Source organism: Pseudomaricurvus albidus, from assembly GCF_018863235.1.
Taxonomy (GTDB): Bacteria; Pseudomonadota; Gammaproteobacteria; order Pseudomonadales; family Cellvibrionaceae; genus Pseudomaricurvus; species Pseudomaricurvus albidus.
The window spans coordinates 362226-386376 of record NZ_JAHKRS010000002.1 but is presented as its reverse complement, the minus strand read 5'-3'; the positions used below and the strand labels follow the sequence as shown (position 1 = coordinate 386376).

Below are 24151 nucleotides of genomic sequence, written 5' to 3'. Positions count from 1 at the left end.
GGCTAGCCCATACCTCACCCCCGCTTGCCTGTTTTTAATCATCGATCTCCTATTGTTTATCCCCGATGCCGGATACCCGAAGGCCGGTGTCGGAGATATAACACCCGACCGCCCTCCTGAAACACCCAATCGGCCTGTCCGAATCTCCGATGTCGACACTCAGATCACCGTTCTCGGGTATCCAAAGGTCGATCACGGAGAAAAACAACTCGATGTTCCTTTACAGACCCCCGACATCTTCAAAAAAAGACCCGTTATCCTCGCAAAAAGACCCGACGTCCTCGCTCCAGCAGCCGATGCCGCATATCCGGATACCGTGATCGACACTCTGACACTCGATGCCGAGTGTTTTAGCTCGGTGTTCCTGCACCAGAGTTCCAACATTCCCAATCCAAGACCCAGTCTCGAGCGTTTGAACAACACTGCGCTCTGAAGAGTGACTATTGTGCTTGGGCAGAATGGCAGGCTGGCTTGATGGAATGTGTTCAGCAGCTCCCTGCTCGCTGAGAAGGGAACTGAATGGAGAGAAGCTGATAGAAAAAGCGTCTAGCGTTCGCCAAATGACTCGGACAAAGTCCTTCTGAGAGGTTTAAGCAGGTAATCCATCAGTGTGCGATCACCGGAGCGGATGTCCACTTGTGCTGTCATGCCCGGTAGAATCTCCAGCAGATTACCAGAAGTTGTGGTCACCGGGTTGGTACTCACTGCGATATGGACACGATAGAAAATTTCTTCCCCTTTGGCAGTATCATTTTTCAGGGTATCTGCACTGACGTAGGTCACCCTGCCTTCTACACTGCCAAAAATGGTGTAGTCGAATGGATCGAAGCGGATATTGGCCTGCTGCCCCACTCGCACCATAGATACATCAACCGGACTGACTTTGGCCTCCATTATCAAGTCGTCGTCCAAGGGGACGATCTGCATCAGCTCATCCCCTGCTCGCAGTACACCGCCGACGGTAGTGACGCTGATGTTTTTCACAATCCCTGCACGACTTGCAACAAAAACACTGTCCTCCAGCTGCTGGCGACGCTGGGTCAATATTTGTTCGTTCTGGGCAATCTCATCCTCGGTCTTGGTCAGCTCGATCCGCGCCTGCTCAAAATAGCGGTTGCGGTGATCGGCGAGTTTGGCTTCGGCATCATTGAGGGTGCGCTTGGCACGAATCATTTCGGTCCGGTTGGCATCGCCAGCGCGGGTCAGGTGAGAAATCAAGCCCACTTCTTCTTTGGCAATATTCACCGCCTGAGCAAATATTTTCTGCTCTTCAATATAACCGGCCCGGCGCTGGTTAAATAACGCCGTTTCCACTGTAACCTGCTCTGGGTAGGCTTTGACATCGTCCGGAAAAATCAGCTGATCCGATTCGGTGACTTCGGCACGTAGACGTATCGCCTTGGCCTTCAGTGCCGACAGTCGAGCTTCGATCTCTTTGACCGCCGCACCAATACGCACCTGATCCAGTTGGGCAATGACCTGCCCCTTCTGCACCCGATCACCCTCGCGCACCAGCAGTTCGGAAATAACGCCTCCATCGACAGACTGAATCACCTGTACCCGCGAACTGGCGATAACCTCCCCGGAAGCTCGGGCCACCTGATCGATGCGAAAAACCATTGCCCAGATGCTCAGAACAATCAGGCCTCCACCAATCACAAGAATAACCGAAGAATAACCATAGCTGCTCGATAAACGATCAGTGAATACCCGGTTGAACAGTGTGCTAAATGACATCGATATTACCTGGCCCTTTATAAGGAGCTCCTTGATTCATATGCCGTACAGGCTGCCTGCCACCCAGCAGGCGGGGCAAAATCACATTGGGCTTGCCGTCTTCGACGACCTTACCCTGCTGAACAAGCAATATCCGGTTAGCGAGCTTATTGGCAATCATCGGCCGGTGAGTAGAAACCAGCAGAATATCCTTCTCACCGACGTGCTCGCTTATTGCTTCAATCACCTGAGTTTCGGTCATCTGATCCAGTGATGCGGTAGGCTCATCCAGCAGCCAGATCTTTGGGCGGGCCAGAAACACCCGCGCCAGTCCCACTAGTTGTCGCTGCCCCTCTGAAAGACCATCACCGCCTTCGAAGATTTCCATGTTCATGTGCTGCGGGCTGCTCTCGGCAATCCGATTAACACCCAGCTTTGCCGCCACCTCAACCAGATGATCATCCGAAACAGCGCCCGACAAGGCCAGGTTACTACGAAGAGTCCCTTTGAACAGACTGACATTCTGAGGCAGGTAAGATACCGATTCGGATAATTTCGCCGGGTCCAGTTCCCACAGGTCAACACCGCCAATTTTCACACGTCCTTCAGTTGGTCTGTACAAACCGGCAATGACCTTGAGCAGTGTTGATTTACCAGAACCAATGGGACCAAACAGGGCTACCCGCTCGCCAGCCTTGAAGTTGAGCTGCGGAATATTCAGCTGGACAATCGGTGACTCACCATAACTGAAGCGGACCTCTTCGAGACTGATTGAATCAGGAGCCTTATTGGGAAACACCAGATTTTGCTCGTCTGATCGCTCGGTCTTGATGTTCAAAACCTGATTGACCATGTACAACGCCTGTTCCACCTGCTGCCATTGCGCCAATTGCTGTGCAACACGAGCAACAGGCCCGATCACCCGGCCACCGAGAATACTGCAGGCAATCAGGCCGCCCATCGTCAGACTACCGGCTTCAATTTGTGTGACACCCACAACAATGGCACTGACGTAGGCAACCGTCGACAGGCTCCCGGTGGTTGTCATGGACAAACTGTTGATGGTTTTTTGCTGCAAACTGTAACGGTTCAGGGTTTCTGTGATGCTCTGCCAGATCTCGGAAAAGCGCCAGTTGGCGTTGGCAGAACGGATGGTTTCCGTACCCCGCAAGCAGTCAACCAACACCCCCTGCCGCTCATTGCTGCGAATCATCTGCTCGCGCGACAGTCGTTTCAATTTTTTTTGGGTCAGCCAACCCATCACAATAACCAACGGGAAAAGGGTCATGTACACTAGTGCGACTGGCCCACCGAGGATATAGATAAAGACAATAAACAGCAGGGCAAAGGGGAAGTCGACCAGCGAGAAGATCACCGCCGAACTTAAAAACTGCCTGACGGAATCGAGCCCGGTCACTTGTGCTGAGAGAGTACCGAGGCTTCGGGGACGCTTGTCGAGCTGCAAGTGCATAACGTGGTCAAACACCTGCTGGGAAAGTGCCTTATCCACCTCGCAGGAAACTTGATCCAGTATTTTCGCGCGTATGACTTTGAGCAGCCAGTCCAACGCCACAACAATGAACATGCCAACGACCAGCGTAGTCAAAGTCGCGTAAGCCAGCGTCGGCACGACGCGGTCGTAGGTCTGCATTGCAAAAATCGAGGTGCAAATTGCCAACAGATTCACGATCAGCGTGGCCAACACCACATCAAAAATCCAGCGTTTTTCGCGGAAGAGCGCCTTGCGCACCATATCGCCAGCGGGATTGTTGGTAAAAAGCCTGGCCGACACCGGCTCCGCCTCACGCCGTCGGAGCCAGATCACCTCTCCACCGACAAAACTGTCTATATGCTGCATCGTTTGATTCAGGTCACTGTCGGTAACCAGTACATGGTCCGGGTCATTACCGGGCTTCACCAGATACCACTTCTGCCGGAATACCACCAGCGCCGGCAGACGACGTAAATCAAAACGCGCCCAGCGCAACCTTGCCATCGCCACATTTTTCAGCTGTAGGTCTTTTATCACAAACCTCAGTTGTGCGAGCGGGTCATTGAGCAATCCCGCGGCTACCGTTTTGTGAAGCGAACTCTTTAACGCACCGGTTTCCACCGAAATATTCAGGTCGGAAAAAATCTGTTGCAACAAAACACCGGGCAGAGACTCGGCAGATTCGTCGATGTCGACTTCAGGCGGTAAGGCGGTGTTCATCGCACGATACCTGCTGCGTTATCAAGACCACCACTCAGGTTTGATAGCTGCAAGCGGGTCTGCTCGTAACTAACCATGACCCTCTGCAAGTCAAGTCGCTGCTCAGTCAGTTCTCGCTGGATATTCAATACATCAATCCAGGATTTGTAACCGGACTTATACTGCCTGAAGTAGGACTCCAGCGTCTTTTTCACGGCCGCCACGGCCTCCTGCTTGGAGGCGATAACATTGACCAGAAATTTCTCGTCGCTGACCAGGGAGTCGAGCTGCCGCTGCACTTCAATACGTGTAACCGACATATCTTCAACTGCAGCCTGATAACGAGAACGACTGGCTCGAACCTGACCGCTTATCACCTGACCCAAGCCTTCAACGCTGCTGGTCAACACCAGACCAATCCGGTTGCTGTCGGATCCGTCTAATGGATCATCCAGAAAATCGTATTCGGCACGCAGCTTGATGTCAGGCATCAGATCCGACTTATCCTTGTCAATCTGCAGTTTGGCATCCTGTATCCGGGACAGCTTGTACTGCACATCAGCACTGGATTGAATCATCCGCTCCAGTTCGCGCCCACCCTCTGGCACCTGGAACCACCGCTCCGGCACATCGGCAACTGCGGGTACATTCCTGACCGTGAGTGCGTGCAAGGTCACCAATGCTTTACGCAGTTCCGACTCAATCTGCATGTATTGTGAGCGCGCCAGAATCAAGCGCGACTCACCTAAAATCACATCCGCCTCAGATGCCAACTTACCGGCGAACCGGCGTTCAATATGCTCCTTGAGTGCTTCGTGTTCACGGATATTCTCTTGTGAAATCTCAAGCTGCTTACGTAGCCCCAACACATCCACATAAGCCAGTGCCGTTCTTTCTATCAGCGTGCGCTGCACCTGCAACAGGGCATATCGCTCACTCTGGGCTTCAGATTCCGCCAGGGCAATACCGGAAGTAATTTTACCAAAGGTCCACAGCGGCTGATCGGCCCGGAAAATACCCTTCTGGTAGTTATCATCCACATCGTTAATTTCTGTACTGAGAGACGGCAGGCGTTTTGACTTGGCCGACTGCAGATTGAAATCCTGTGCTTCCACCTCAGCAATCTTCCCCCTGATCGCCGGGTTGAGGGTCAAAGCCGATTGCAGGGCAGCAGTAAAGTCATCTCCCGCGTGCGTCGGCAGACTGATCAACCCGCAGGCAAACCAAACCAGAGCAGAAGTACCCAAGCGCTGAAGCAGTTTATTCGTATTCTGTGTTCTCATAATGTCTCTTTAGTGTTCGTGACAGGCGTCGGTCGCTGCATTCACCGACGTACTGTATTGTCTTTCGCCTTCATTGGCCGCTTCCAGATCAGGTGTGTCAGTGGAGGATGGCACTCGGGTCAGTTCACTCACCCGCTGTGTATCACCCGCCATTTCACAGGCCTGGATCAGGTCCTTGCGCCAGTTGCGATTCCAGGGACACACGGCCAACCCCTTTTCCATCATCGCAATGCCGTCTTTTAAGTGACCCTTGCGCACGTAAATCAGCCCCACCATAAAATGGGCGCCACCGTGCTCCGGGAAATGATGCAGGACTTTTTTAAACTCGTACTCGGCTTCATCGAGTCGCTCCTCCTTATACAGAGCGACGCCTCCCGTAAACATTCCTGGTACCGGAAAGCGCTCCATCTCGATGGGCTCCCACTCAATTTTGGCATTGGTCCCTTTAATCAATTGAGCAAGATGTGACTTGTAACGCTCCCACTTTGCCGTGGAGGTTTTGTATATGGGTTGTCGTACTTGCCACACCGACGCGGTCTTGACCGGCCGGTCAAGCTCATTGAAGCTGAGCACCTGTGGCTCCCATTCAACACCGATGTACTTCAGCATTCGTCGAGTCTGGAATTCCGTATTCTCGATAAGGTCTTCGTACTGTATTTCCAGCAGCTCACCAGGAAAAACTTTCATCCAGTGATGCATCAACAAGTTGTGATCTGCGAGCTGTTGACCTATCCACTCCATGTCATACGCAAAGCCCATCCCGCCATGTTTGGCCTGATAGTCGGTAAAATAGTTGGACAGCGCAATATCCCGCGGATCGCGGCGCACGGAGATGATCTTCGCCTTAGGAAATAAAAACTTGATCAGACCAATGTTTTCGAAATTGTGCGGCAACTTGTCAACAATAAACCGGGCTCCCGACTTATCATTACTTGCCAGACCTTTCAGCTCTTCGAGAATGCCGCGGGCAATTCCCTGCGTTACCGGTGGAGTTAGATCATCTACGCAATCAGGGTACTGTCGGCCCGACCCCACATGACGCTCCCAGCGATCCAAACCCGCAATACGCTGGGGGATAACACCGAGTTCACCGGCACCAAATATTTCACTGTGACTGCCGAGTATTTGCTCTACCAGAGTGGTTCCGGAACGAGGCATGCCCAACACAAAGACCGGCAGGGACTCATCCTCCCCCCGGTAACCGCAGCCCTGTCGGGCCTCGAATAACTCGCGCGAAAAAGCATGACGAATACGGGCACAACGCTGACGGTGAGCCTCGGGGTCGTATTGCAAAAACTTTTTGGAGCCGTTATTGGCATCAGCGGCCAATGTAAATGCCCGATCGTAATCCTTGCGCTTTTCCCTGGCACTGGCCAACTGGAACAGCACTCCCGACGCCATCGAGCCCTCAAGACTCGGCAGACGCGCCGCCTTTTCTATCCGCTCAAGTGTCTGTTCATCTTCCGGGAACTGGCGTGCGCTGATCAGTGCGGAAAAGCCTTTCGTCGGATCAATCTCTCTGATCCTGTTAAACAGTTCAACGGCTTCGTCAATACGGCCGAGTTGCATATACTGCTGGCCAAGCCCCTGCAGCGATGGCAGGAACCATGGATTCTGCTCCAGCAGTTCCTTAAACAAACGTTCTGATACATCGTAGTTCTGCGCCTGGCTTTCGACTTGCGCCTGAGCATTTTTGGCCTGCGCCTGTATCTGCCAGACCCGCAGTTCGGGCAGGTTGTCACTACGTTCCAAACCGGTTGCAAGCTCACAGGCTTTTTCTGCTGCCTTGCGAGCCTGCTTATGCCGCTGATGCAAACAAATGGTCGACATCCGAGCCCAGAACACAACCTCCATCTCCGGCCCACCGGCCTCGCCCTGTCGGATCAGTGCAATACCCCGACGCAACAACACGATGGCCTGCTGAGTTCTTCCTGCCAGCTGCAGCAGCTCAACCACCGCTGTGATCAGAGACAGGTTTTTCGGATAGACTTTCAGTGCATTACGCAACGCCTCTTCAGCGGTATCGTGACGATCAACCCCCGACAAGATCTGACTGAAAGTTGTGACACACGCAACCCAATCCTCTTCCTGAACGACTCCCTGCTGCCGTTCCAGCCAGGCCTCGGCTGTCGCCAGCTGATCGCAGGCAACCCAGACTTCCAACTGCAAATTTTGCAGCTGCACCTGCTGAATCTGCACCACGGAATCAGGTAACTGCGGGCGCAATTGTTCCAGCCACATCATGGCTTGCTGCAAAGTCTGTTCAGCATGCTCGGGCTGATGTGCTAAGAGATACAGTTTGGTCAGCGACACCCAGGCCGGCAACCGGTGGGGATGGAGTTCGACTGACCGCTGATAGAGGATCCGAGCCTGTTCCAAGTCGCCATTATGCATCCGGCAAAACGCCAGTCTCGCCAGCGCCAGCGCATTATCCGGCTGCTCGTTAAGCACCATTTCCAAGCGCTCACTGGCCAGCTGCAGCCGGCCAGTGAGCAACTGGGCAGCAGCCAGATCCACATGACCGGCGAGATCGAGCACAACACGATTGTCGTGCAATTCTATCAGTGCACGTTCAGCACCATCCCGATCGCCCAAGTGGGCACAGGCCATGGCCAACAAGGCCAGCAAAGCCCCATCACCAGTTTCATGAAAATAGTGCTCAGCGTTGTGACGCAAAAGCTCATACTGCTGTCGGTCGGCCAGCTGGCGACATTCCTGTAAATACTTCATCGCCTTAACCTGACCAATCTGCAATTAGATTTATTGCTCTGAGAGATGAAAATGTGAAGGGGGCGAAAAGCTCACCCCCATTAATACGCTTAGACCAAACCTTGAGAGGTCAATGTCGCACCGGAGAAAACCGGCAAATAACCATGAGAAACCAACGACCCTACATTGCCATAGCTTCCACCGGAAACAAACGTATAGAAAGACGACATGGTTGAATACTGCCTACCAAAGGCTACCGAACCACCATAGAAGAGGTAATCTGCACCACCACCAGGCCCAGTGACATTCGTATCAGTCCTCCACACCACCGCGCCAGGATAGTAAAGCCCAACCGAAGTCACAGGGTTGCCGTTATTACCTATCACGCCCGTCGCAGCATCTGTACCCACCACAATAATTTGATCACCACTGTCAAGATTTTCCCAACCGCTCCAGTTATTCCAGCTAGCACCTGCAGCTGCGCCTCCTTGAGGTGAGGTATTCAGATAACCTCCGTGGCTATCGACATGCAAGAAAATTCTATAGTCCTCTCCGGCGACAAAGGCATTCTGTGTTGCGTCAGCGGTGTAATCAGAGCTGACCCCATCCACAAAATCGAACACCACATAGGTTGGCGTATCAACAGCCTGCACAGCCTGGGTTGCTGCATTATTGCCATTCCCAGCCCCATCGGTCGCCACATCAGCCGCCACATCGACGGTTATGTTTGCAGTACTGTCACTGAAAGGAGTTACCACGAGGGTATATTCGCTGGCGCTGACTGCAGTGAAAGTACTCTTGGTGCCTCCGGTGACCGTAATATCCGAAGCATCAAAACCGGTTACGTCTTCATCAAACGTAAAGGTAAATGTCACACTTTGATCGGCTGTGCCTGCCGTGTCATCAGTGATCGTAAGACTAGGTGGGACAGTATCCGAAGGAGTAGTGTCAACCTCTTGGACAGACTGAGCAGCCGCGGTATTACCATTGCCCGCCGCATCGGTCGCCACATCCGCTGCCACATCGACGGTGATATTGGTGGTGCTGTTGCTGTCGGGGGTAACGACTAAGGTATATTCGGTGGCACTGACCGCAGTGAAAGTGCCCTTGGTACCGCCGGTGACCGCAATGTCACTCGCCGCGAAGCCGGTGACGGCCTCATCGAAGGTAAAGGTGTAGGTGACATCGCCGGTGGCCGTACCCGCAGTATCATCTGTAATAGTGACAGCAGGAAGTACCGTATCGACTGCCTGTACTGACTGGGTTGCCGCAGTATTACCATTGCCCGCCGCATCGGTCGCCACATCCGCGGCCACATCAACGGTGACATTGGTGGTGCTGTTGCTGTCGGGGGTAACGACTAGGGTATATTCGGTGGCACTGACTGCGGTGAAGGTACCCTTGGTACCGCCGGTGACCGCAATGTCGCTCGCAGCGAAGCCAGTGACGGCCTCATCGAAGGTAAAGGTGTAGGTGACATCGCCAGTGGCCGTTCCCGCAGTATCATCGGTAATAGTGACAGCCGGAAGTACCGTATCGACGACCTGCACTGACTGGCTTGCCGCAGTATTACCATTGCCCGCCGCATCGGTCGCCACATCCACTGCCACATCAACCGTGATATTGGTGATGCTGTTGCTGTCGGGTGTCACAACCAACGTATATTCAGTGGCACTGACGGCGGAGAAGGCACCCTTGGTACCGCCGGTGACCGTAATGTCGCTCGCCGCGAAGCCGGTAACGGCTTCATCGAAGGTAAAGGTGTAGGTGACATCTCCAGTGGCCGTGCCTGCAGTATCATCGGTAATGGTGACAGCCGGAAGTACCGTATCGACTGCCTGTACTGACTGGCTTGCCGCAGTATTACCATTACCCGCCGCATCAGTCGCCACATCAGCTGCGACATCAACCGTGATATTAGTGGTGCTGTTGCTGTCAGGGGTAACGACTAGGGTATATTCGGTGGCACTGACCGCTGTGAAAGTGCCCTTGGTTCCGCCGGTGACGGTAATGTCACTCGCCGCGAAGCCGGTGACGGCCTCATCGAAAGTAAAGGTGTAGGTGACATCGCCGGTGGCCGTACCCGCAGTATCATCTGTAATAGTGACAGCAGGAAGTACCGTATCGACTGCCTGTACTGACTGGGTCGCAGCCAGATTACCCTTGCCTGAAGACGCGTCTGCAACATCTGCAGCCACATCGACTGTGATGTCTGTCGTACTGTTGCTGTCAGGGGTAACGACTAGCGTATATTCGGTGTCACTGACTGCGGTAAAGGTGCCCTTGGTACCACCGGTTACAACGATATCGCTCGTATCAAAACCGGTCACAGCTTTATCAAAGGTAAAGGTATAGGTCACATCACCGGTAGCTGTACCTGCAACGTCATCGGTGATGGTCAGAGTCGGGGCAGCGGTCTGCGCAGGGCTTTCAGTTTCTGAGCCACCGCCACCACCTCCCGACTGGTTATCAGCAATCGCCGCAGCTCCAACCACCCCAGCAGCGCCGTGTTTAGGGATGAACTGCCAGCAGCCTCCCAGACAACACCTTCGGCAATCGCAGAAGGGGTAATCACTACAGTTTCACCAGAAGTACCAACAGTACCCGTATCAAAAGCTGCGGTACTGTTTTCTGCATAAAACTCGTCAACCTGTGCCACGACCTCGCCATCAACTGTAACGGCTAATGCATCCCCATCACGAGTCAGGACAACATCATCAACAACCTGCAGATTTTCATCTACAACCGCATAAGTTGCTCCGGGCTCTGCGACCACAGAAAGAGACCCATTGATTTCGGTATAGCTAATCTGTCCAGAAGAGGAAACAACGCGCAACTTCATCCCTAACACCTTTACCCATATTATTAATGTGAAAAAAGTCACAAATAATAACACCAACAGATTCTAAAGCAAGATAGAGGGCTCTACTTCACGTAATAAATTCATCAATTCCTATTGCCTCTACTGTTAGTGCGAAGACAAACCAAGACGATCAGTTTTTAATCAGACAAATAAGAGCCTGATATTTTTCCCCACGTTAGACTTCCTATAAGCGATTCCAACACCGGATACAAATCAACCGACGCCGCATGGGTGATTGGACACTGACAATTCCTCGTCCTTGGACCAGAAACACGATGCCGACCATTTAATAGCCTCCATCGATCTACAGAAACCTCTTACGCTTACTCTGAACCTTTTTGTGATTCATCGGCTGTACTTGAGATTACGCAATCACTTCGTTAGTGTCGCACTTCCTTTAAGGGAGTAGCCTTCTCCAGGTGAGAGCCGGTCAACATACTTGAGCCCACATGGCTCATGGTCGGTTCGTGCCGTTCGCGGTATTGGCAAGACTTAAGGCAAATGACAGTTCCTATGGTGGGAGGCTGACGTTTGCCTTTTGTTTTCGCTATCCCACCGGAGTATTAATATGGAGCTTCTCTCTATCTCTCTTGTTGCTGTGGCGCTGGCCGAAATCGGTGACAAAACTCAGTTTCTCCCCCTCTTTCTTGCCACCAAGTTCCGCAACAAGTGGGCTATCGTGCTTGGCATTCCAGTGCCCACCCTCATCAATCACGCAGCATCGACGTGGCTGGGCGTATGGATCGCATAATATCTTCAGAGTGACCTTGGGCAACGGCTATTGGGAGGCAGTTTTATTCTGCTGGGTTTGTGGCTGCTGGTTCCTGACAAAGATGACAGCGAGGAGTCTTCACTGCAGAAGTATGGCGCTTTCGCTGCTTCTACGGTTCTGTTTTTCCTGGCGGAAATTGGCGATAAAACTCAGGTCGCCACAGTACTGCTGGGCGCTCAATTTGATGCGGTGATTCTGGTGACGATCGGCACCACGTTAGGCATGCTGCTCGCCAATGTACCAGTGGTGTTTGCCGGTGATTATATAATGAGGAAAATACCGATGAAGATGGCTCACTTGATTGCCGCTCTGGCCTTTATATTGGTTGGGCTGTTTCAGATATTCTTTTCTTGATTCAATAACGAACTCAAGAATCACAATCCACAGTCTTAAAAGGAGGGGGATAACTTTCGCCCCCTTCCTTTTCGGTCGTCTGCCTCGCGGCTTAGAACCCCTTAAAAGCGTTATGCCGTCAACACCATCACCACAGCCACCACAAAGCCTGCCAACGCAAACTTCAACCCGGTTTTATAGGTAGGCGCCTTGCGCAAAAACATGAAGAAGGAAGACACCGCCAGAAACAACAAGCCCAATCCGAAAAAGACGTTCATAAAGAACAACGGGCTATTGGGAGTCGCTTTGTGCAAGTCCACCAGCTTTTGAACCGCTGGCGGATACTTTTTTGCGGTGACGATGGCAGTGCCGTCGTTTTTGGCATAACGCCCCTGCTCAAACAAAATAAACTCACTGCTCTCTTCCTTTACGCGGAAGTTTTTGAGACGCAATTGCTTGCCCAGCTGCTCCTTCGACAAACCCGGGGCCAGTTGTTGTTCTGTGGTCTGTTCGTACTTCAGGAAATCGGTCGTACGGAAAATCAGCAACACTCCACTGCTGGCATAAATCATCATCACTCCGGCCAGGAAAAATCCCAGAAGACGATGATACTTTCGAAACGTGCTGACATTCTTTGCCGACATATTAATAAACTTCCTTAAACAATGAACTTACAACTCCTCAACCGTTATCCGAAGGACCTCTGTGGTTCCCCATCAAAATAACCTGGCCGAGACAACAACTCTCGCTATCGCGAGCACACCATATCTACACGATTGTCAGAATGAATGTTTGCAGGATTATATCTGTCTCAACGAGAAACGGCACAAACACTAGGCAATCACTGTTCGGTGCAGCACCCGCTCGTAACCTTCGTAACCACCATTGGCCTTGTGCAGCACTGAGCGGTTGTCCCACATCACCAGCATGCCGGGTTGCCACTGGTGATGGTATTGGAACTCTTCCCGGGTTTGCCACTGGTAGAGGTCGGTGAGCAGTTGCTGCTCTTCTTCGGCACTGACATCCGCGATGCCAACGATATAACCAAAGCAGCCGAAGATGGCTTCCTCTCCGGTTTCGGGGTGCTGCCGAATCAGCGGGTGGAGCTGCTCGTTGTAGGCACTCTCATCGGTGAGGATGGTAAAGCCGCGACCCCGGTCTTTATCCTGTTGGCCGTACATACCGTCCGGAGCATAGGCCAGACGTGCAGAGTGCCGGGCCATCTTGCCCTGCAACCGCTGACGAAGCTCAGCGGGCATCTGTGCCAGCACCTCGTGCTGATTGATAAAGTCGGTGTTGCCGCCGTGGGGCGGGATGGTGATGCCGTGGAGTACGGTGGCCGCGGGTGGCGTGGCACCAAAGCTCCAGTCGGTGTGCCAGGCATCCGCAAAGATGGGCGTGGTTTCATCGGCCGCGCGACGCAGTTCAATCACGTTTTCGCGCCCGGCCATCGGAGCGATATAGGGATCACCGGCAAAGTCACCGAAATAACGGCTGAAGCGCTCAAGGTCGTCGTCATCGATTTGCTGATCGCGAAACACCACCACATGATGCTGCAACCAGGCCTGACGGATCGCATCGACGGTATCGGGGGATAACGGCTGCCGAAGGTCAAGACCGTCAATAAAGGCGCCACAGGCACCTTTCGTGGGAGTAACGCTGATGGTCATAATCACTGCTCCTGGTACTCGCGCATCGCCAGTATTCGGCAACTTGCCCCATTATGCCGATATCAGATAATCAATCTCCGAGGCTGTGCCGGCTTAATTTACCATAGTGCACAAATGACGCAGGCGCCCAGTCTACTGACTTGAACTTGAGGCCCGACCGGAAGCGGGATGACCCGATCCACAATATCTCAACTTTTGCCTTATACTGCCGTATAAAATATTCAAACTGTCACACAAAACCACAAACTACCTCGTTTCGGTATCACCGCATGTCAGATTATCAGGACTTTAAAGCCCTTCCATCCGTTCGCAGCGAGAAAACCGTCCTGCAGGCAGTCATCAATGCCGTACCTGCGCCTATTTTCTTTAAAAGTACGGATGGGCGCTATCTGGGCTGCAACAAGGCTTTTGAGGAGTATATTGGTCTTTCACGAGACGAGCTGGTGGGTAAAACCGTGTTTGAGCTGTTCGATCCCGAACTGGCACAGGTCTATCACGAAGCGGATTGCGCCCTGTTTGAGGCTGAAGGCGAACAAATCTATGAGGCCAAGGTAAAGTATGCCGACGACTCCATTCGCGATGTGATGTTTCACAAAGCGACTTTTGATGCCATCGACGACGCCATCTCCGGCCTGGTTGGCGTGATTCTGGACATCACAGAACGCAAGAAGATTGAAGCCCGCTATCGGGAGCTGGCGCTCACGGATACCGTGACCCAGATTGACAACCGCTTTGCTTTTTTACGCGCAGCGGAAACGGCTCTGGATCTGGTGGAACGCTCAGGCAAGTCGCTGGTGCTGATGATGATCGATCTGGACAACTTCAAGCAGATCAATGACAGTCTGGGTCACCTGAATGGCGACAAGGTTCTGGTGGAAGTTGCCCGCCGGCTGACAAAAGCCACCCGAAAAACCGACAAGGTGGCGCGGCTGGGCGGCGATGAATTTGCCATTCTGGTTCAGGACGCTCTTACCCTGCCAGATGATGTCATCCACCTGGCCGAGAAAATCATCGAGGTGAATCAGCAACCCATAGACCTTGGCGACATTCAGGTCCCTGTGTATATCAGTATCGGCATTGCCTTTGCACCGGAACACGGCAGCGACATTGATACACTGATTCACTGCGCCGATCACGCGCTCTACAGGACCAAGAACGCGGGCAAGAACGGGTTCAGTATCTTTGACCCTGAAAGTGACTGAAGTTTCTGTCCTGGTTTTTCTTAAGATTCTCTGCCCCGTCCTGTTCCGTGTTTTCATTGATCGTTAGACGAACTCAAAAGTTTCACCTTTTCTCACATGCACAGTATCTCTAAGAGAGCTCCCCCCCAGCATTTTTGTTTCGTCATTCGCCGATACGATTGCCAAGTTACAGGCTGCCCCCTAAGCTGTAGGTAATCTGACCTGTGGCGGTTTTCCACCATGGGTTTCATCTTTTTATTGCTACGGGGTCAGGGGCACTCATGGAAGCAGAAATTCGGGAAATTCGTGATCATCTGAATCAATTCCCACCGTTTGACAGCCTGCCATCAGAGCTGCTGGACGACGTCGCAGCAGCTGTCGAGATTGCGTATTTCAAGGCCGGCACCATGATTCTGGAACAGGGGCAGCCGATACACGCCCTGCCCTATATCCGCAGTGGTGCGGTGGAGGTCTATCACTCCAACGGCGACCTCTACAATCGCCTCGAAGAAGGTGACATCTTTGGGCAGTTTGGTCTGCTGCGTCAGCGCCGGGTTCGCTTTCCGGTCAAGGCCATTGAAGACACGTTGCTCTATCGTATCCCCGATACTTTTTTTGAGCGTCTGTGTGACGATGACAACTTTGCCGATTTTGTCGAGCTGTCCGGCTCACGTTTGAAAAGCACCGTCGATCAGAGTCTGAAAGAAAATGACCTGATGACCACAAGAGTCCGCAAGCTGATCAACCGCTTGCCTGTGATGGTGGAAACCACGCTGTCGGTACAGGAAGTCGCCGCCCTGATGACAGACAACGCCGTATCGTCGGTCTTGCTGATCGAACCGGCCGATGACGAGGACAGCGACGGCGTCTTTCGGGATGACGAGGGCCGCTTGTGGCGACTGGCGGGGATGGTGACGGATGAAGATCTGCGCATTCAGGTCGTGGCCGCTGGCATCAAGCCGGATATGCCGGTGGGCGATCTCGACAATCAACCGTTGATCACCATTCAGTTTGATGAGTCGGTCAACGAAGCCATGCTGATCATGTTGCGCAATCACATCCAGCGGCTGCCGGTTTTGTACCGACGTCGCCCAGTGGGCGTTATACACCTGTCGGATATTGTGCGCTATGAAACCAACAGCAGCCTTTATCTGGTCAGCAATATTTTCAGCCGCAGTTCGGTGCGGGATCTGTCCCGTCTGGTGCCGGAAATCAGAGCGGCGTTTATCCGGCTTGTGGAAGCCGGCTCTACCTCGCAGATGATCGGCGATGCCATGTCCAGCATTGGTCGCAGCCTGATGCGACGACTCATTGAACTGGCAGAAGATGAGTTGGGTCCTCCGCCGATACCCTATTGTTTTATGGTTCATGGCTCTTTGGCCCGTCAGGCACAGTCTGTCATTACCGATCAGGACAATGCCATCGTCCTGCATGACAGCTTTGATCCTGCGCAGCACGACGAGTACTTCAAAACCCTCGCGCAAAAAGTCAGCGATGGTCTGGATGCCTGCGGTTACGCCTATTGCAAGGGCGGCATCATGGCCACCAATGATGAATGGCGTCAGCCGCTGTCGAAATGGAAAGAATATTTTGAAGCCTGGATCGCCGATCCGGATCCCAAGCGCTTGTTACACAGTTGTATTTTTTTCGACCTGGATGCGGTGCACGGTGAAGAACGATTTGTGGAAATTTTGCAGGATCTCATCGTCAAACAGGCCCCCAAGAATCCTCAATTTCTCGCGGCCATGGCCCGCAACTGCCTGAGCCGCACACCGCCACTGGGGTTTTTCCGGACCTTTGTGATGGAAACCGATGGCCGCCAGCACAAGATCATCAACATCAAAAGCCGGGGCGTGGCTCCCATGACAGATGTTATCCGCGTACACGCATTGGCGGCAGGCTCGAGCGCACAAAACAGTATTGAACGCCTGCAGGATATTGATAAAGCCAACATTTTACCCGCCGGCCAAGTGGATAAACTGCGTTATGCGCTGGAGTTTATTTCCCAGGTTCGCATGCGTCATCAGGCTTTCGAATTGCAGAATGATCAGCCGGTGGACAACGCCATCGAGCCTGAAAATATTGACAACACTGAGCGACACAATCTGAAGGAAGCGTTTCAGGTGTTAAGCAATGCTCAGAACTTTTTGCGCTTTCGCTACACAGGTTCGGCACAATAAATGTTTGTACAACGACCACAGCAAAGCGTTATTGATGAATGGCAACGCTACCACGAGAAGCAGGCGAGCGTCTGCAACCACCCGGTATTGCAGCGTTTTTATCAAACACCCCTGCCCGCAGCAGATACTCCTTTGTCACGGGTATCGTTTGTAGCGCTGGATTTTGAGACCACCGGTCTGGATCCACGGCGTAACGAGATTGTGAGCATCGGCATGGTGCCTTTTACGCTACAGGGTATCTTACCGGCCGAGGGATATTATCAGGTGGTCAAGCCGACACGGACATTGACAGAAGAGTCGATCGCCTTTCACCGAATAACCCACTCACAGGTGGACCAGGCCCCTCCTCTGGAAAAAGTCCTGAACGAACTGGTCGACCAGCTTCGCGGCCGAATGGTGGTGGTTCATTATCGGGAGATCGAGAGACCCTTTCTGGATCTGGCCTGTCGTCAGTTGTGGCGGGAACGCTGTCTGTTTCCGCTGGTGGACACCATGGCTATTGAGGCGCGCTGGGAACGCCGCGGCTGGAAGCAGAGACTCAAACAGTTATTCGGAGGTCAACCGGCCTCGATTCGCTTGAATGACAGTCGCCAGCGGTATGGCTTACCCGTGTATTCTTCACACCACGCCAAGGTGGATGCCATGGCCACGGCGGAATTGTTCTCGGCGCAGGTGGCCAGACATTATGATCCCACAACGCCGATTGGGCAGTTGTGGGATTGAGGGTTTTACGTTGAGTCTTGGTTAATGCCTAACTCTTCGCGACGGGGCGTGGCTCACTCATCAAACCGCGGATGATGGCATAGCACCCCACCAGCAGCACGGCGGTAAACGGCAAACCGGCAGAGATGGCAGCAGCTTGCAACGCGCCAAGACCACCACCCAACAACAACGCAATGGCAATGGCACCTTCTGTCGCGCCCCAGAAAATACGCTGGGGTTTGGGGGCGTCAAGTTTGCCACCGGCGGTAATGGTATCGATCACCAGAGAACCGGAATCCGAGGAAGTTACGAAGAACACGATCACCAACACAATACCGATAAACGAAGTGATTTCGGACAGCGGCAGATGCTCCAGCATCATAAACAGCTTCAGCGGCAGATCGGCGTTTGCCGCCCCTTCAAAACCTTGCTGCAACTGGTGAATGGCGGTAGTACCAAAAGCCGTCATCCAAAAGACAGAAACCACGGATGGAATCAGCAAGACCGAGACCAAAAACTCACGCACACTTCGACCGCGGCTGACGCGGGCGATAAACATGCCGACAAAAGGTGACCAGCTGATCCACCAGGCCCAGTAAAAAGTAGTCCACCCCTGACTGAAGTTGGCGTCATCGCGATTAAAGGGATTGGCGAGTGCCGGCAGCTCGGTGACGTAACTGGCGAGATTGTTGAAAAACCCTGTGGCGATCAACATGGTGGGTCCAACAAACACCACAAACAACAACAGGGCGAAGGCCAATAGCATATTGATTTCAGATAAGCGTTTAACGCCTTTTTCTACACCGGCGACAATGGAGATAATCGCAATGGCACTGATGCCGGTGATCAACAGAACCAGCGTGATATCACCATCCCCAATACCAAATAGATGATCCAGACCGGAAGCAGCCTGTTGTGCGCCAATTCCCAGAGAGGTAGCAAGCCCAAAGAGCGTGGCAAACACCGCCAGAATATCAATAACATGGCCAGGCCAGCCCCAGACTCTCTCGCCCAGGATGGGGTAGAAAATAGAACGAATCGTCAGTGGCAATCCCTTGTTAAAGGAAAATATCGACAACGACAGAGCCACAATGGCATAGATGGCCCAGGGGTGAAGCCCCCAGTGATAAATGGTAGCGGCCATGCCGAGATCCAAAGCGGCTTTTTGATCACCTTCTGCACCACCCAGTGGTGCCCAGTCGGTTCTTAAACCGTCATCTCCGACCGAAACTCCTCCCAGGGAAGAACCATAGTGGGAAAGCGGCTCAGACACACCATAGAACACGAGACCGATCCCCATCCCGGCAGCAAATAACATGGCAAACCAGGAGGGTCTGGAGAAATCTGGTTTGGCATCTGCACCGCCAATGCGAATACGACCGAGTGGTGAAAGAATCAAGCCCAGACAAACGAGCACAAAAATATTGGCAGAGAACATAAAGAACCACGTCATGTGGGTATTGATCCAGTTCTTGCCCGCCTCAAAGAGGTTGGTCGACTGTTCCGGCAAAGCCAGTGACAGAAATACAAAAGCCATCACCACAATGGATGAGAAGATAAACACCGCACCATGAATGTCAATGGTGATGCCCATATGCTTGGCTCGATAGTTATCCTGTCCGATCTGATAATCGGTATCGATTAAATTGGCTGCACCATCGGGTGCAGGAACACCTAGTGATTCGGTGTCAGCGGAGTTATCGGGCTTGTTGTCCACGGCGTTCTCCTTGAGTAAATATCATTAATGCTTTTCAGACGACTTGTCAGGTCATATTGCAGACTGTTGTTTAACTGAGTATTCCAGCCTAACAGATGCAGAAATCCATGCCACCACCGGGCTCGGAAAAGCCCGGCAGCAGAAGAATTCAAAATCAGAAGTAATAACCGAAATTGATGTTGTAGCGAGTGATCCACTCGTCATCGGCGTTCGCCCCCAGACGGTCACCGAAAGCGGAATCACCGCCGACAAATTCGTTACCGTTGGAAAAGGCGAGATCGTTGTAGATGTACCAGCCGTTGCGCGCCAGTGCCAAACCGATAATAAACATTTCACTGTCATTGAAGTCGCTCTCATCCTTCACGATAGAGCTGTACTCCATGTAAGGCACGACGTAATCCAGCCAGTCAATATTGTCGGTGGCGTAGGTATAGCTAAGAGATATCGCAGGGACCCAGCCTTCGGCCGCAGCAGTACTGGGAAAGTCATAAGCGCCGTACTGCACCAGTGTGTCGGTTCCCAACGGCTGGTCATCATCGACGTCGTACTCATAGCGGGTCACCTGAGAAGCCAGTTTCAGATTGCCCCATTGATTGATCATGTGCACGGAAGCCGCGTAGTGATCGCCGTCGGACTGGGGTCCTTCGCTTTCCAGCTCACCCACCTGCACTGAGAACCCCAGATCGGTGGACATGCCACCCTCAGAGGCCGCCAGCGAGTAGATGCCACGCAGGTTAAACTGGTTGCGCTCTTCGTAGCCGTCACCAGACTCATTGACTATGTCGTAGGAATAACGGGCGCTGTCACGAGTGGCACCGGTGTACTGTCCTTCATCACTGAAGTAGTAGGCCATATCCCAGGTCCAGTTACCCGATGTCATGGTGTATTTGACCCCCAGATCCATATCGTCTGAGAGGCCAAGATAGTAGTGCTGATCAAACAACCAGCTTTGAGACACACCGTAAGCACCGGGACCAAACGGTACACGGTTCACCCCCACCTGCAGCTGGCTGTCATCCTCAAAGGTATAACCCACCCACCCGGTGTGCAGGAAGTTATAGCCGTTGTACCACCGGTACTCGAGCTTGGCGGAGTAAGGCCCATTGCTGTAATCCAGATTGACACGGAAGGTATCCAGATTGAAGTTGCCATCCTCCTCCCAGGCACGGCTGGCGCCACCGCCGCCGGAGGCGGGATAGTCACCCACCGTGTAATTGGCACGTATGGCGCCCCCTATTTTCAGATTACCTATCTGAATGGGAGCATCAGCCTTGCTGAGCTTTGCATTGGATTCCGTGAGTGTTTTATTTTGCGCCTGAACGGCTTTCAGTTCGGTGTTGGCGGCCTGCAATTCAGCTTGCAGTTGTTGAATGCGCTTTTGGAGCTCTGCCTCAGTGGCAGCATAAGCAGGTATTGAAGTAAACAGCAGACAAGTCAGTAATAGACGGCGAACCCATCCATTCGTTGTTAGTATCATGGGCTACTCTCCCTGAGCGGATAGACTGTGAATGAAGGCGTATATCTGAGCTCATACGCAACTATGGTCGAAAAACCGCTCATTTTCCAGTGTACGTACGACTTGAGTGTTTGGATCACCATGAAGAAATCAGCAGAATACGCTTGCATGTGGTAATTAAAATTCTGTTTTAAAGACTCGTAAAAATACGATTTAACAAAACTGAAATTAATTTTCAAAACAACATATAACGCTTAATGCACTGTATATGCCGACTGAAACACACTGTTGGAAAGAAATTTCGGGAGGGCAAGATGATAGCTTGAAGTATGAATCAATATCCTGAGTTACAAGCGCTCAACAAAAACAGCGCGCGCTGTGGATTTACAAACTCCTCCGCAATCATTTCCGTCTGATTGCATTGCTGTTAGGCTTTGCAAGCTGGCAAAGAATGTACTTGTGCATTATCAATAAAGTTGCCTGCCCGCTGTGCAAAAAAATGATTGAAACCCGTTAATGGCAATGCTGACTGTTTTGTCGCCCGCGATCAGCGATTCGATTTCAAACAGTGTTCTATGGCATCTTTTTCCAAAGACTCGTGCTCCAGCAATGCGGCAATCAGTGTATCCAGCTGTGAACGGTGCTGCTGCAACAGACTGCTGGCTTCCTGTTCGGCTTTAATCAGCAGCCGCTGTACTTCTGCATCCACCTTTTCGGCAAGAGCCTCGCTGTAAGGCTTGGGCTCGGTGAGTTCACGTCCTAAAAACGGGTGGTTTTCGCCTTCACTAAACCCCAGAGGCCCAATAGCAGAACTCATTCCCCAGTTAACAACCATTTGGCGCGCCAGTTTGGTGGCCTGTTTCAAATCATCGGCGGCTCCTGAGCTGGCGGTGTTGTAAAGCAATTTTTCGGCACAGCGGCCACCCATAAAGATACGCAACCGATCACGCAGGTAGCTCTCGTCGAGGTTGTGGCGGTCTTCGCTGGGTCGCTGTTCGGTTACGCCCAACGCACGTCCTCTGGGAACAATACTGATCTTTTGCAGGGGATCGGTATATTCGGAATAGTAGGTCACCAATCCATGCCCGGCTTCGTGACAGGCTATGCGACTGCGCTCATTCGGATTTAGCAGGTTTGGACGCTCTTCGCCCATAAGGACTTTATCCCTGGCGATCTGAAAGTCTTCGCGGGTGACTTCGGCGCGCCGATCTCTTGCTGCCCGCAAACTGGCCTCGTTAACCAGATTGTGAATGTCTGCACCGGAAAAGCCGACACTCATGGCGGCCAGCTCCTGCAGATCGACCTCTTCGGCCAGCGGGGTCTTGCGGGTATGAACCTTAAAGATACTGACTCTTGCTGCTTTGTCGGGCAGATCCAGCACCACTTTGCGATCGAAACGCCCCGGTCTTAGCAGTGCCGGGTCAAGCACGTCCGGTCGGTTGGTGGCCGCCAGAACGACCACCACATCTTCAGGCTCAAAGCCGTCCATCTCTGCCAGGATCTGATTGAGGGTTTGCTCTCTTTCGTCGTTACCACCCCCCAGCCCCGTACCCCGTGCCCGTCCGACTGAGTCAATTTCATCAATAAAAATCAGCGCGGGTGCGTCTTTGCGAGCCGTCTGAAACATGTCACGAACCCGAGAGGCCCCCACCCCCACATACAGTTCGATAAATTCTGAACCGGTGATGGAAAAAAAAGGGACTCCGGCCTCTGCTGCGGTGGCCTTTGCCAGCAGAGTTTTACCGGTACCGGGCGCCCCCATCATCAATACACCTTTTGGAATTTGCGCCCCCAAAGCCTGGAACCGCTGGGGATCCTTCATGTAATCGATAATATCACTCAGGTCACGCTTGGCCCCTTCAAGCCCGGCCACATCGTCATAGGTTGGACCACCTTCGGTTTTTTCGAAACGCCGGGCTTTTGATTTGGAAAAGTTCAGGACTCCCCCGCCCATACGCGATTGCAACGAACGGGAAAAAAGCACAAACAGCGCAATAATGATCAGCCAGGGAATAAAGCCCGCCAACAACTGCACCCAGACTGGATTCTGGTTGGGCTGAACACGAATTTCGACAGCGCGTTTCTCAAGGTGTTTAAGAAAGTCGTCACCAATAAAATCTGGCAATTGGGTACTGAATCGGGATGATTGACCGCCACCTTGATAACTCCCCTTCAAGGTCAAGCCTCGAATATCCACGCTCTTGATCTGATCCTGTCCCAGAGCCTGAATAAACTCACTGTAGGGGATGACTTTAACCTCACTGCGATCCAAGTGGCTGAGGCTGTAATAGAACAAAAACACAATGGGCAGCAGCCAGATAAACCAGGGATCGCGATGCAATTGTTGAACGTCCTTCTTGGGTGTGGGTTCATCGTTGGGCTTGGGAGGTGTCGGCATGCACGTTCCTTTCTGACGGCTGACAAGCCCCACACATCATGAGGGGCGATAGTACGAATAAATGACGGGCGCGACCTCAATATAGCCTATTCACTATGAGATGCCATGTCGCAGGCAGTGCCGGCTTCAAACCCTAAGGGCCCAAACCTATGCGTTCCGCAGTGTTTAGCACGGCAGCCCATCAGGACTGGTGGGCAGGCTGAGAATAGCGTTGTGCAATCTGTTTCGCTGCAGCCTGAAGGCTGGAGAGATGCTTTTCTGCAAATTGTTCTTCCGTCATGTAATCGCGTACGCACATCAAATTGATACAGCCTAGCACTCGCTGCTCATGCATCACCGGAACGGCTATTGCGTTCAGGCCATCATCGGGTCGAGTCTCACCAGTGTATCCGGGATGACGGGTACTGTAGCCGGCCTGACGGATACGCTCGAGCAGCCGTTCAAGGCCTGCGTCGGTCATATTTCGCGGTCGATCATGCCTTGTCTCTTCGATTAATTGCTGCCGCTCGGCTTCGGGGCAGTAAGCCAGATAGGTACGCCCGGCGGCAGAGTAAAGCATTTTGACATTAACGTTGATATAACCACGGTAGAGCGAAATGGGTGTATTGGCGCGATTGCTTTCGACGATGCGCATACTGCAACCTTCACGCACAAACAGATCAGAGGGCCAGCGGACTTTTTCCACCAGCTCCACCATCACCGGCATGGCGGCCTCACACAGCCGCCAGCTGAGTGGTGACAATTCATTATCGGTTTCCAGTGGCAGAAAGATATTGGTGCGAAAGAGACCGTCCGCCAGACTTTTGCGAATCAGTCGTTGCTCCTGCAACGTCAGCAACAAGCGGCGCACGGTGGATTTGGGAAGTGCGGCTTCACGGGCCAATTGACTGAGCGTGGCTCCGTTCAGGCGATCGATCAGTTTGAGCAGCTGAATGCCACGCACTAATGAACGATTGGTTGGGGATTCGGACACAGCCGGG

At 52.7% G+C, this 24151-nt stretch carries 18 protein-coding genes; 6 read left to right on the top strand and 12 right to left on the bottom strand.

Translation table 11 applies throughout. From position 1 onward, the window contains the following. The first annotated feature begins 52 nt into the window (after positions 1–52). Entirely contained in the window at positions 53–433 is a 381-nt protein-coding gene (locus KOI40_RS05095) for a hypothetical protein (protein WP_216096375.1), read from the top strand. 113 nt (positions 434–546) lie between these two features. On the opposite strand, the gene KOI40_RS05090 is transcribed toward KOI40_RS05095, so the two are convergent. The 6 genes from KOI40_RS05090 to KOI40_RS05065 all read right to left on the bottom strand — a co-directional run bounded on the left by KOI40_RS05090 (position 547) and on the right by KOI40_RS05065 (position 10741). Then, the gene (locus tag KOI40_RS05090; protein ID WP_216096374.1) at positions 547–1737 is read right to left on the bottom strand and encodes a beta-barrel domain-containing protein; all 1191 of its coding nucleotides are present in this window, start codon (positions 1735–1737) and stop codon (positions 547–549) included. Beyond that, the gene (locus tag KOI40_RS05085) at positions 1727–3928 is read right to left on the bottom strand and encodes an ATP-binding cassette domain-containing protein (RefSeq protein ID WP_216096373.1); all 2202 of its coding nucleotides are present in this window, start codon (positions 3926–3928) and stop codon (positions 1727–1729) included. The genes KOI40_RS05090 and KOI40_RS05085 overlap by 11 nt, the downstream gene beginning before the upstream one ends. Beyond that, on the bottom strand, positions 3925–5190 hold the full coding sequence (locus KOI40_RS05080) for a TolC family protein (RefSeq protein ID WP_216096372.1): 1266 nt from the start codon (positions 5188–5190) through the stop codon (positions 3925–3927). The genes KOI40_RS05085 and KOI40_RS05080 overlap by 4 nt, the downstream gene beginning before the upstream one ends. A 9-nt stretch (positions 5191–5199) precedes the next feature. Continuing rightward, complete coding sequence (locus KOI40_RS05075; RefSeq protein ID WP_216096371.1) at positions 5200–7920, bottom strand: sulfotransferase; 2721 nt, start codon at positions 7918–7920, stop codon at positions 5200–5202. Positions 7921–8009: 89 nt separating this feature from the next. Then, positions 8010–10394 carry a beta strand repeat-containing protein gene (locus tag KOI40_RS05070; RefSeq protein ID WP_216096370.1) on the bottom strand — a complete coding sequence of 795 codons (2385 nt, stop codon included), beginning with the start codon at positions 10392–10394 and terminating at the stop codon, positions 8010–8012. Further along, a complete protein-coding gene (locus KOI40_RS05065) occupies positions 10298–10741 on the bottom strand; it encodes a hypothetical protein (protein ID WP_216096369.1) in 444 nt (147 codons plus the stop codon). The genes KOI40_RS05070 and KOI40_RS05065 overlap by 97 nt, the downstream gene beginning before the upstream one ends. Before the next feature lie 589 nt (positions 10742–11330). Between KOI40_RS05065 and KOI40_RS18730 the strand changes: the two genes are divergently transcribed. After that, positions 11331–11513 (top strand): TMEM165/GDT1 family protein, encoded by a 183-nt coding sequence (locus KOI40_RS18730; protein ID WP_304504170.1) that lies wholly within the window; start codon positions 11331–11333, stop codon positions 11511–11513. Positions 11514–11543: 30 nt separating this feature from the next. Beyond that, positions 11544–11888, top strand: a complete 345-nt coding sequence (locus tag KOI40_RS18725; RefSeq protein WP_304504169.1) for a TMEM165/GDT1 family protein — start codon at positions 11544–11546, stop codon at positions 11886–11888. 110 nt (positions 11889–11998) lie between these two features. Here the strand turns inward: KOI40_RS18725 and KOI40_RS05055 are convergent, their stop codons facing one another. Both KOI40_RS05055 and KOI40_RS05050 read right to left on the bottom strand, forming a co-directional pair. Further along, positions 11999–12511: a PepSY domain-containing protein gene (locus KOI40_RS05055; protein WP_216096368.1), complete on the bottom strand. Its 513-nt coding sequence runs from the start codon at positions 12509–12511 to the stop codon at positions 11999–12001. A 189-nt stretch (positions 12512–12700) separates the two neighbouring features. Continuing rightward, complete coding sequence (locus KOI40_RS05050; protein WP_216096367.1) at positions 12701–13537, bottom strand: TauD/TfdA dioxygenase family protein; 837 nt, start codon at positions 13535–13537, stop codon at positions 12701–12703. A gap of 269 nt (positions 13538–13806) precedes the next feature. Between KOI40_RS05050 and KOI40_RS05045 the strand changes: the two genes are divergently transcribed. The 3 genes from KOI40_RS05045 to KOI40_RS05035 all read left to right on the top strand — a co-directional run bounded on the left by KOI40_RS05045 (position 13807) and on the right by KOI40_RS05035 (position 17621). Further along, positions 13807–14739, top strand: coding sequence for a GGDEF domain-containing protein (locus tag KOI40_RS05045; protein ID WP_216096366.1), 933 nt, complete (start codon positions 13807–13809; stop codon positions 14737–14739). A gap of 260 nt (positions 14740–14999) precedes the next feature. Continuing rightward, complete coding sequence (locus tag KOI40_RS05040; protein WP_216096365.1) at positions 15000–16898, top strand: DUF294 nucleotidyltransferase-like domain-containing protein; 1899 nt, start codon at positions 15000–15002, stop codon at positions 16896–16898. Next, complete coding sequence (locus tag KOI40_RS05035) at positions 16899–17621, top strand: 3'-5' exonuclease (RefSeq protein WP_216096364.1); 723 nt, start codon at positions 16899–16901, stop codon at positions 17619–17621. Between the two features lie 28 nt (positions 17622–17649). Here KOI40_RS05035 and KOI40_RS05030 read toward each other — a convergent pair whose 3' ends face one another. The 4 genes from KOI40_RS05030 to KOI40_RS05015 form a co-directional block, all read right to left on the bottom strand. Next, on the bottom strand, positions 17650–19317 hold the full coding sequence (locus tag KOI40_RS05030; protein WP_369413151.1) for a BCCT family transporter: 1668 nt from the start codon (positions 19315–19317) through the stop codon (positions 17650–17652). 154 nt (positions 19318–19471) lie between these two features. After that, entirely contained in the window at positions 19472–20794 is a 1323-nt protein-coding gene (locus KOI40_RS05025) for an OmpH family outer membrane protein (protein WP_216096363.1), read from the bottom strand. Positions 20795–21320: 526 nt separating this feature from the next. After that, positions 21321–23171 carry an ATP-dependent zinc metalloprotease FtsH gene (ftsH, locus tag KOI40_RS05020; RefSeq protein ID WP_216096362.1) on the bottom strand — a complete coding sequence of 617 codons (1851 nt, stop codon included), beginning with the start codon at positions 23169–23171 and terminating at the stop codon, positions 21321–21323. Between the two features lie 181 nt (positions 23172–23352). After that, on the bottom strand, positions 23353–24144 hold the full coding sequence (locus tag KOI40_RS05015) for an IclR family transcriptional regulator domain-containing protein (RefSeq protein ID WP_216096361.1): 792 nt from the start codon (positions 24142–24144) through the stop codon (positions 23353–23355). Between the last annotated feature and the right edge of the window lie 7 nt (positions 24145–24151).

Excerpts from the sequence above, each read along its gene's own strand:
- KOI40_RS05090 (WP_216096374.1), bottom strand. The coding sequence starts at position 1,737 with ATGTCATTTAGCACACTGTTCAACCGGGTATTCACTGATCGTTTATCG.
- KOI40_RS05085 (WP_216096373.1), bottom strand. The coding sequence starts at position 3,928 with ATGAACACCGCCTTACCGCCTGAAGTCGACATCGACGAATCTGCCGAG.
- KOI40_RS05080 (WP_216096372.1), bottom strand. The coding sequence starts at position 5,190 with ATGAGAACACAGAATACGAATAAACTGCTTCAGCGCTTGGGTACTTCT.
- KOI40_RS05075 (WP_216096371.1), bottom strand. The coding sequence starts at position 7,920 with ATGAAGTATTTACAGGAATGTCGCCAGCTGGCCGACCGACAGCAGTAT.
- KOI40_RS05065 (WP_216096369.1), bottom strand. The coding sequence starts at position 10,741 with ATGAAGTTGCGCGTTGTTTCCTCTTCTGGACAGATTAGCTATACCGAA.
- KOI40_RS18730 (WP_304504170.1), top strand. The coding sequence starts at position 11,331 with ATGGAGCTTCTCTCTATCTCTCTTGTTGCTGTGGCGCTGGCCGAAATC.
- KOI40_RS05055 (WP_216096368.1), bottom strand. The coding sequence starts at position 12,511 with ATGTCGGCAAAGAATGTCAGCACGTTTCGAAAGTATCATCGTCTTCTG.
- KOI40_RS05050 (WP_216096367.1), bottom strand. The coding sequence starts at position 13,537 with ATGACCATCAGCGTTACTCCCACGAAAGGTGCCTGTGGCGCCTTTATT.
- KOI40_RS05045 (WP_216096366.1), top strand. The coding sequence starts at position 13,807 with ATGTCAGATTATCAGGACTTTAAAGCCCTTCCATCCGTTCGCAGCGAG.
- KOI40_RS05040 (WP_216096365.1), top strand. The coding sequence starts at position 15,000 with ATGGAAGCAGAAATTCGGGAAATTCGTGATCATCTGAATCAATTCCCA.
- KOI40_RS05035 (WP_216096364.1), top strand. The coding sequence starts at position 16,899 with ATGTTTGTACAACGACCACAGCAAAGCGTTATTGATGAATGGCAACGC.
- KOI40_RS05025 (WP_216096363.1), bottom strand. The coding sequence starts at position 20,794 with ATGATACTAACAACGAATGGATGGGTTCGCCGTCTATTACTGACTTGT.
- ftsH (WP_216096362.1), bottom strand. The coding sequence starts at position 23,171 with ATGCCGACACCTCCCAAGCCCAACGATGAACCCACACCCAAGAAGGAC.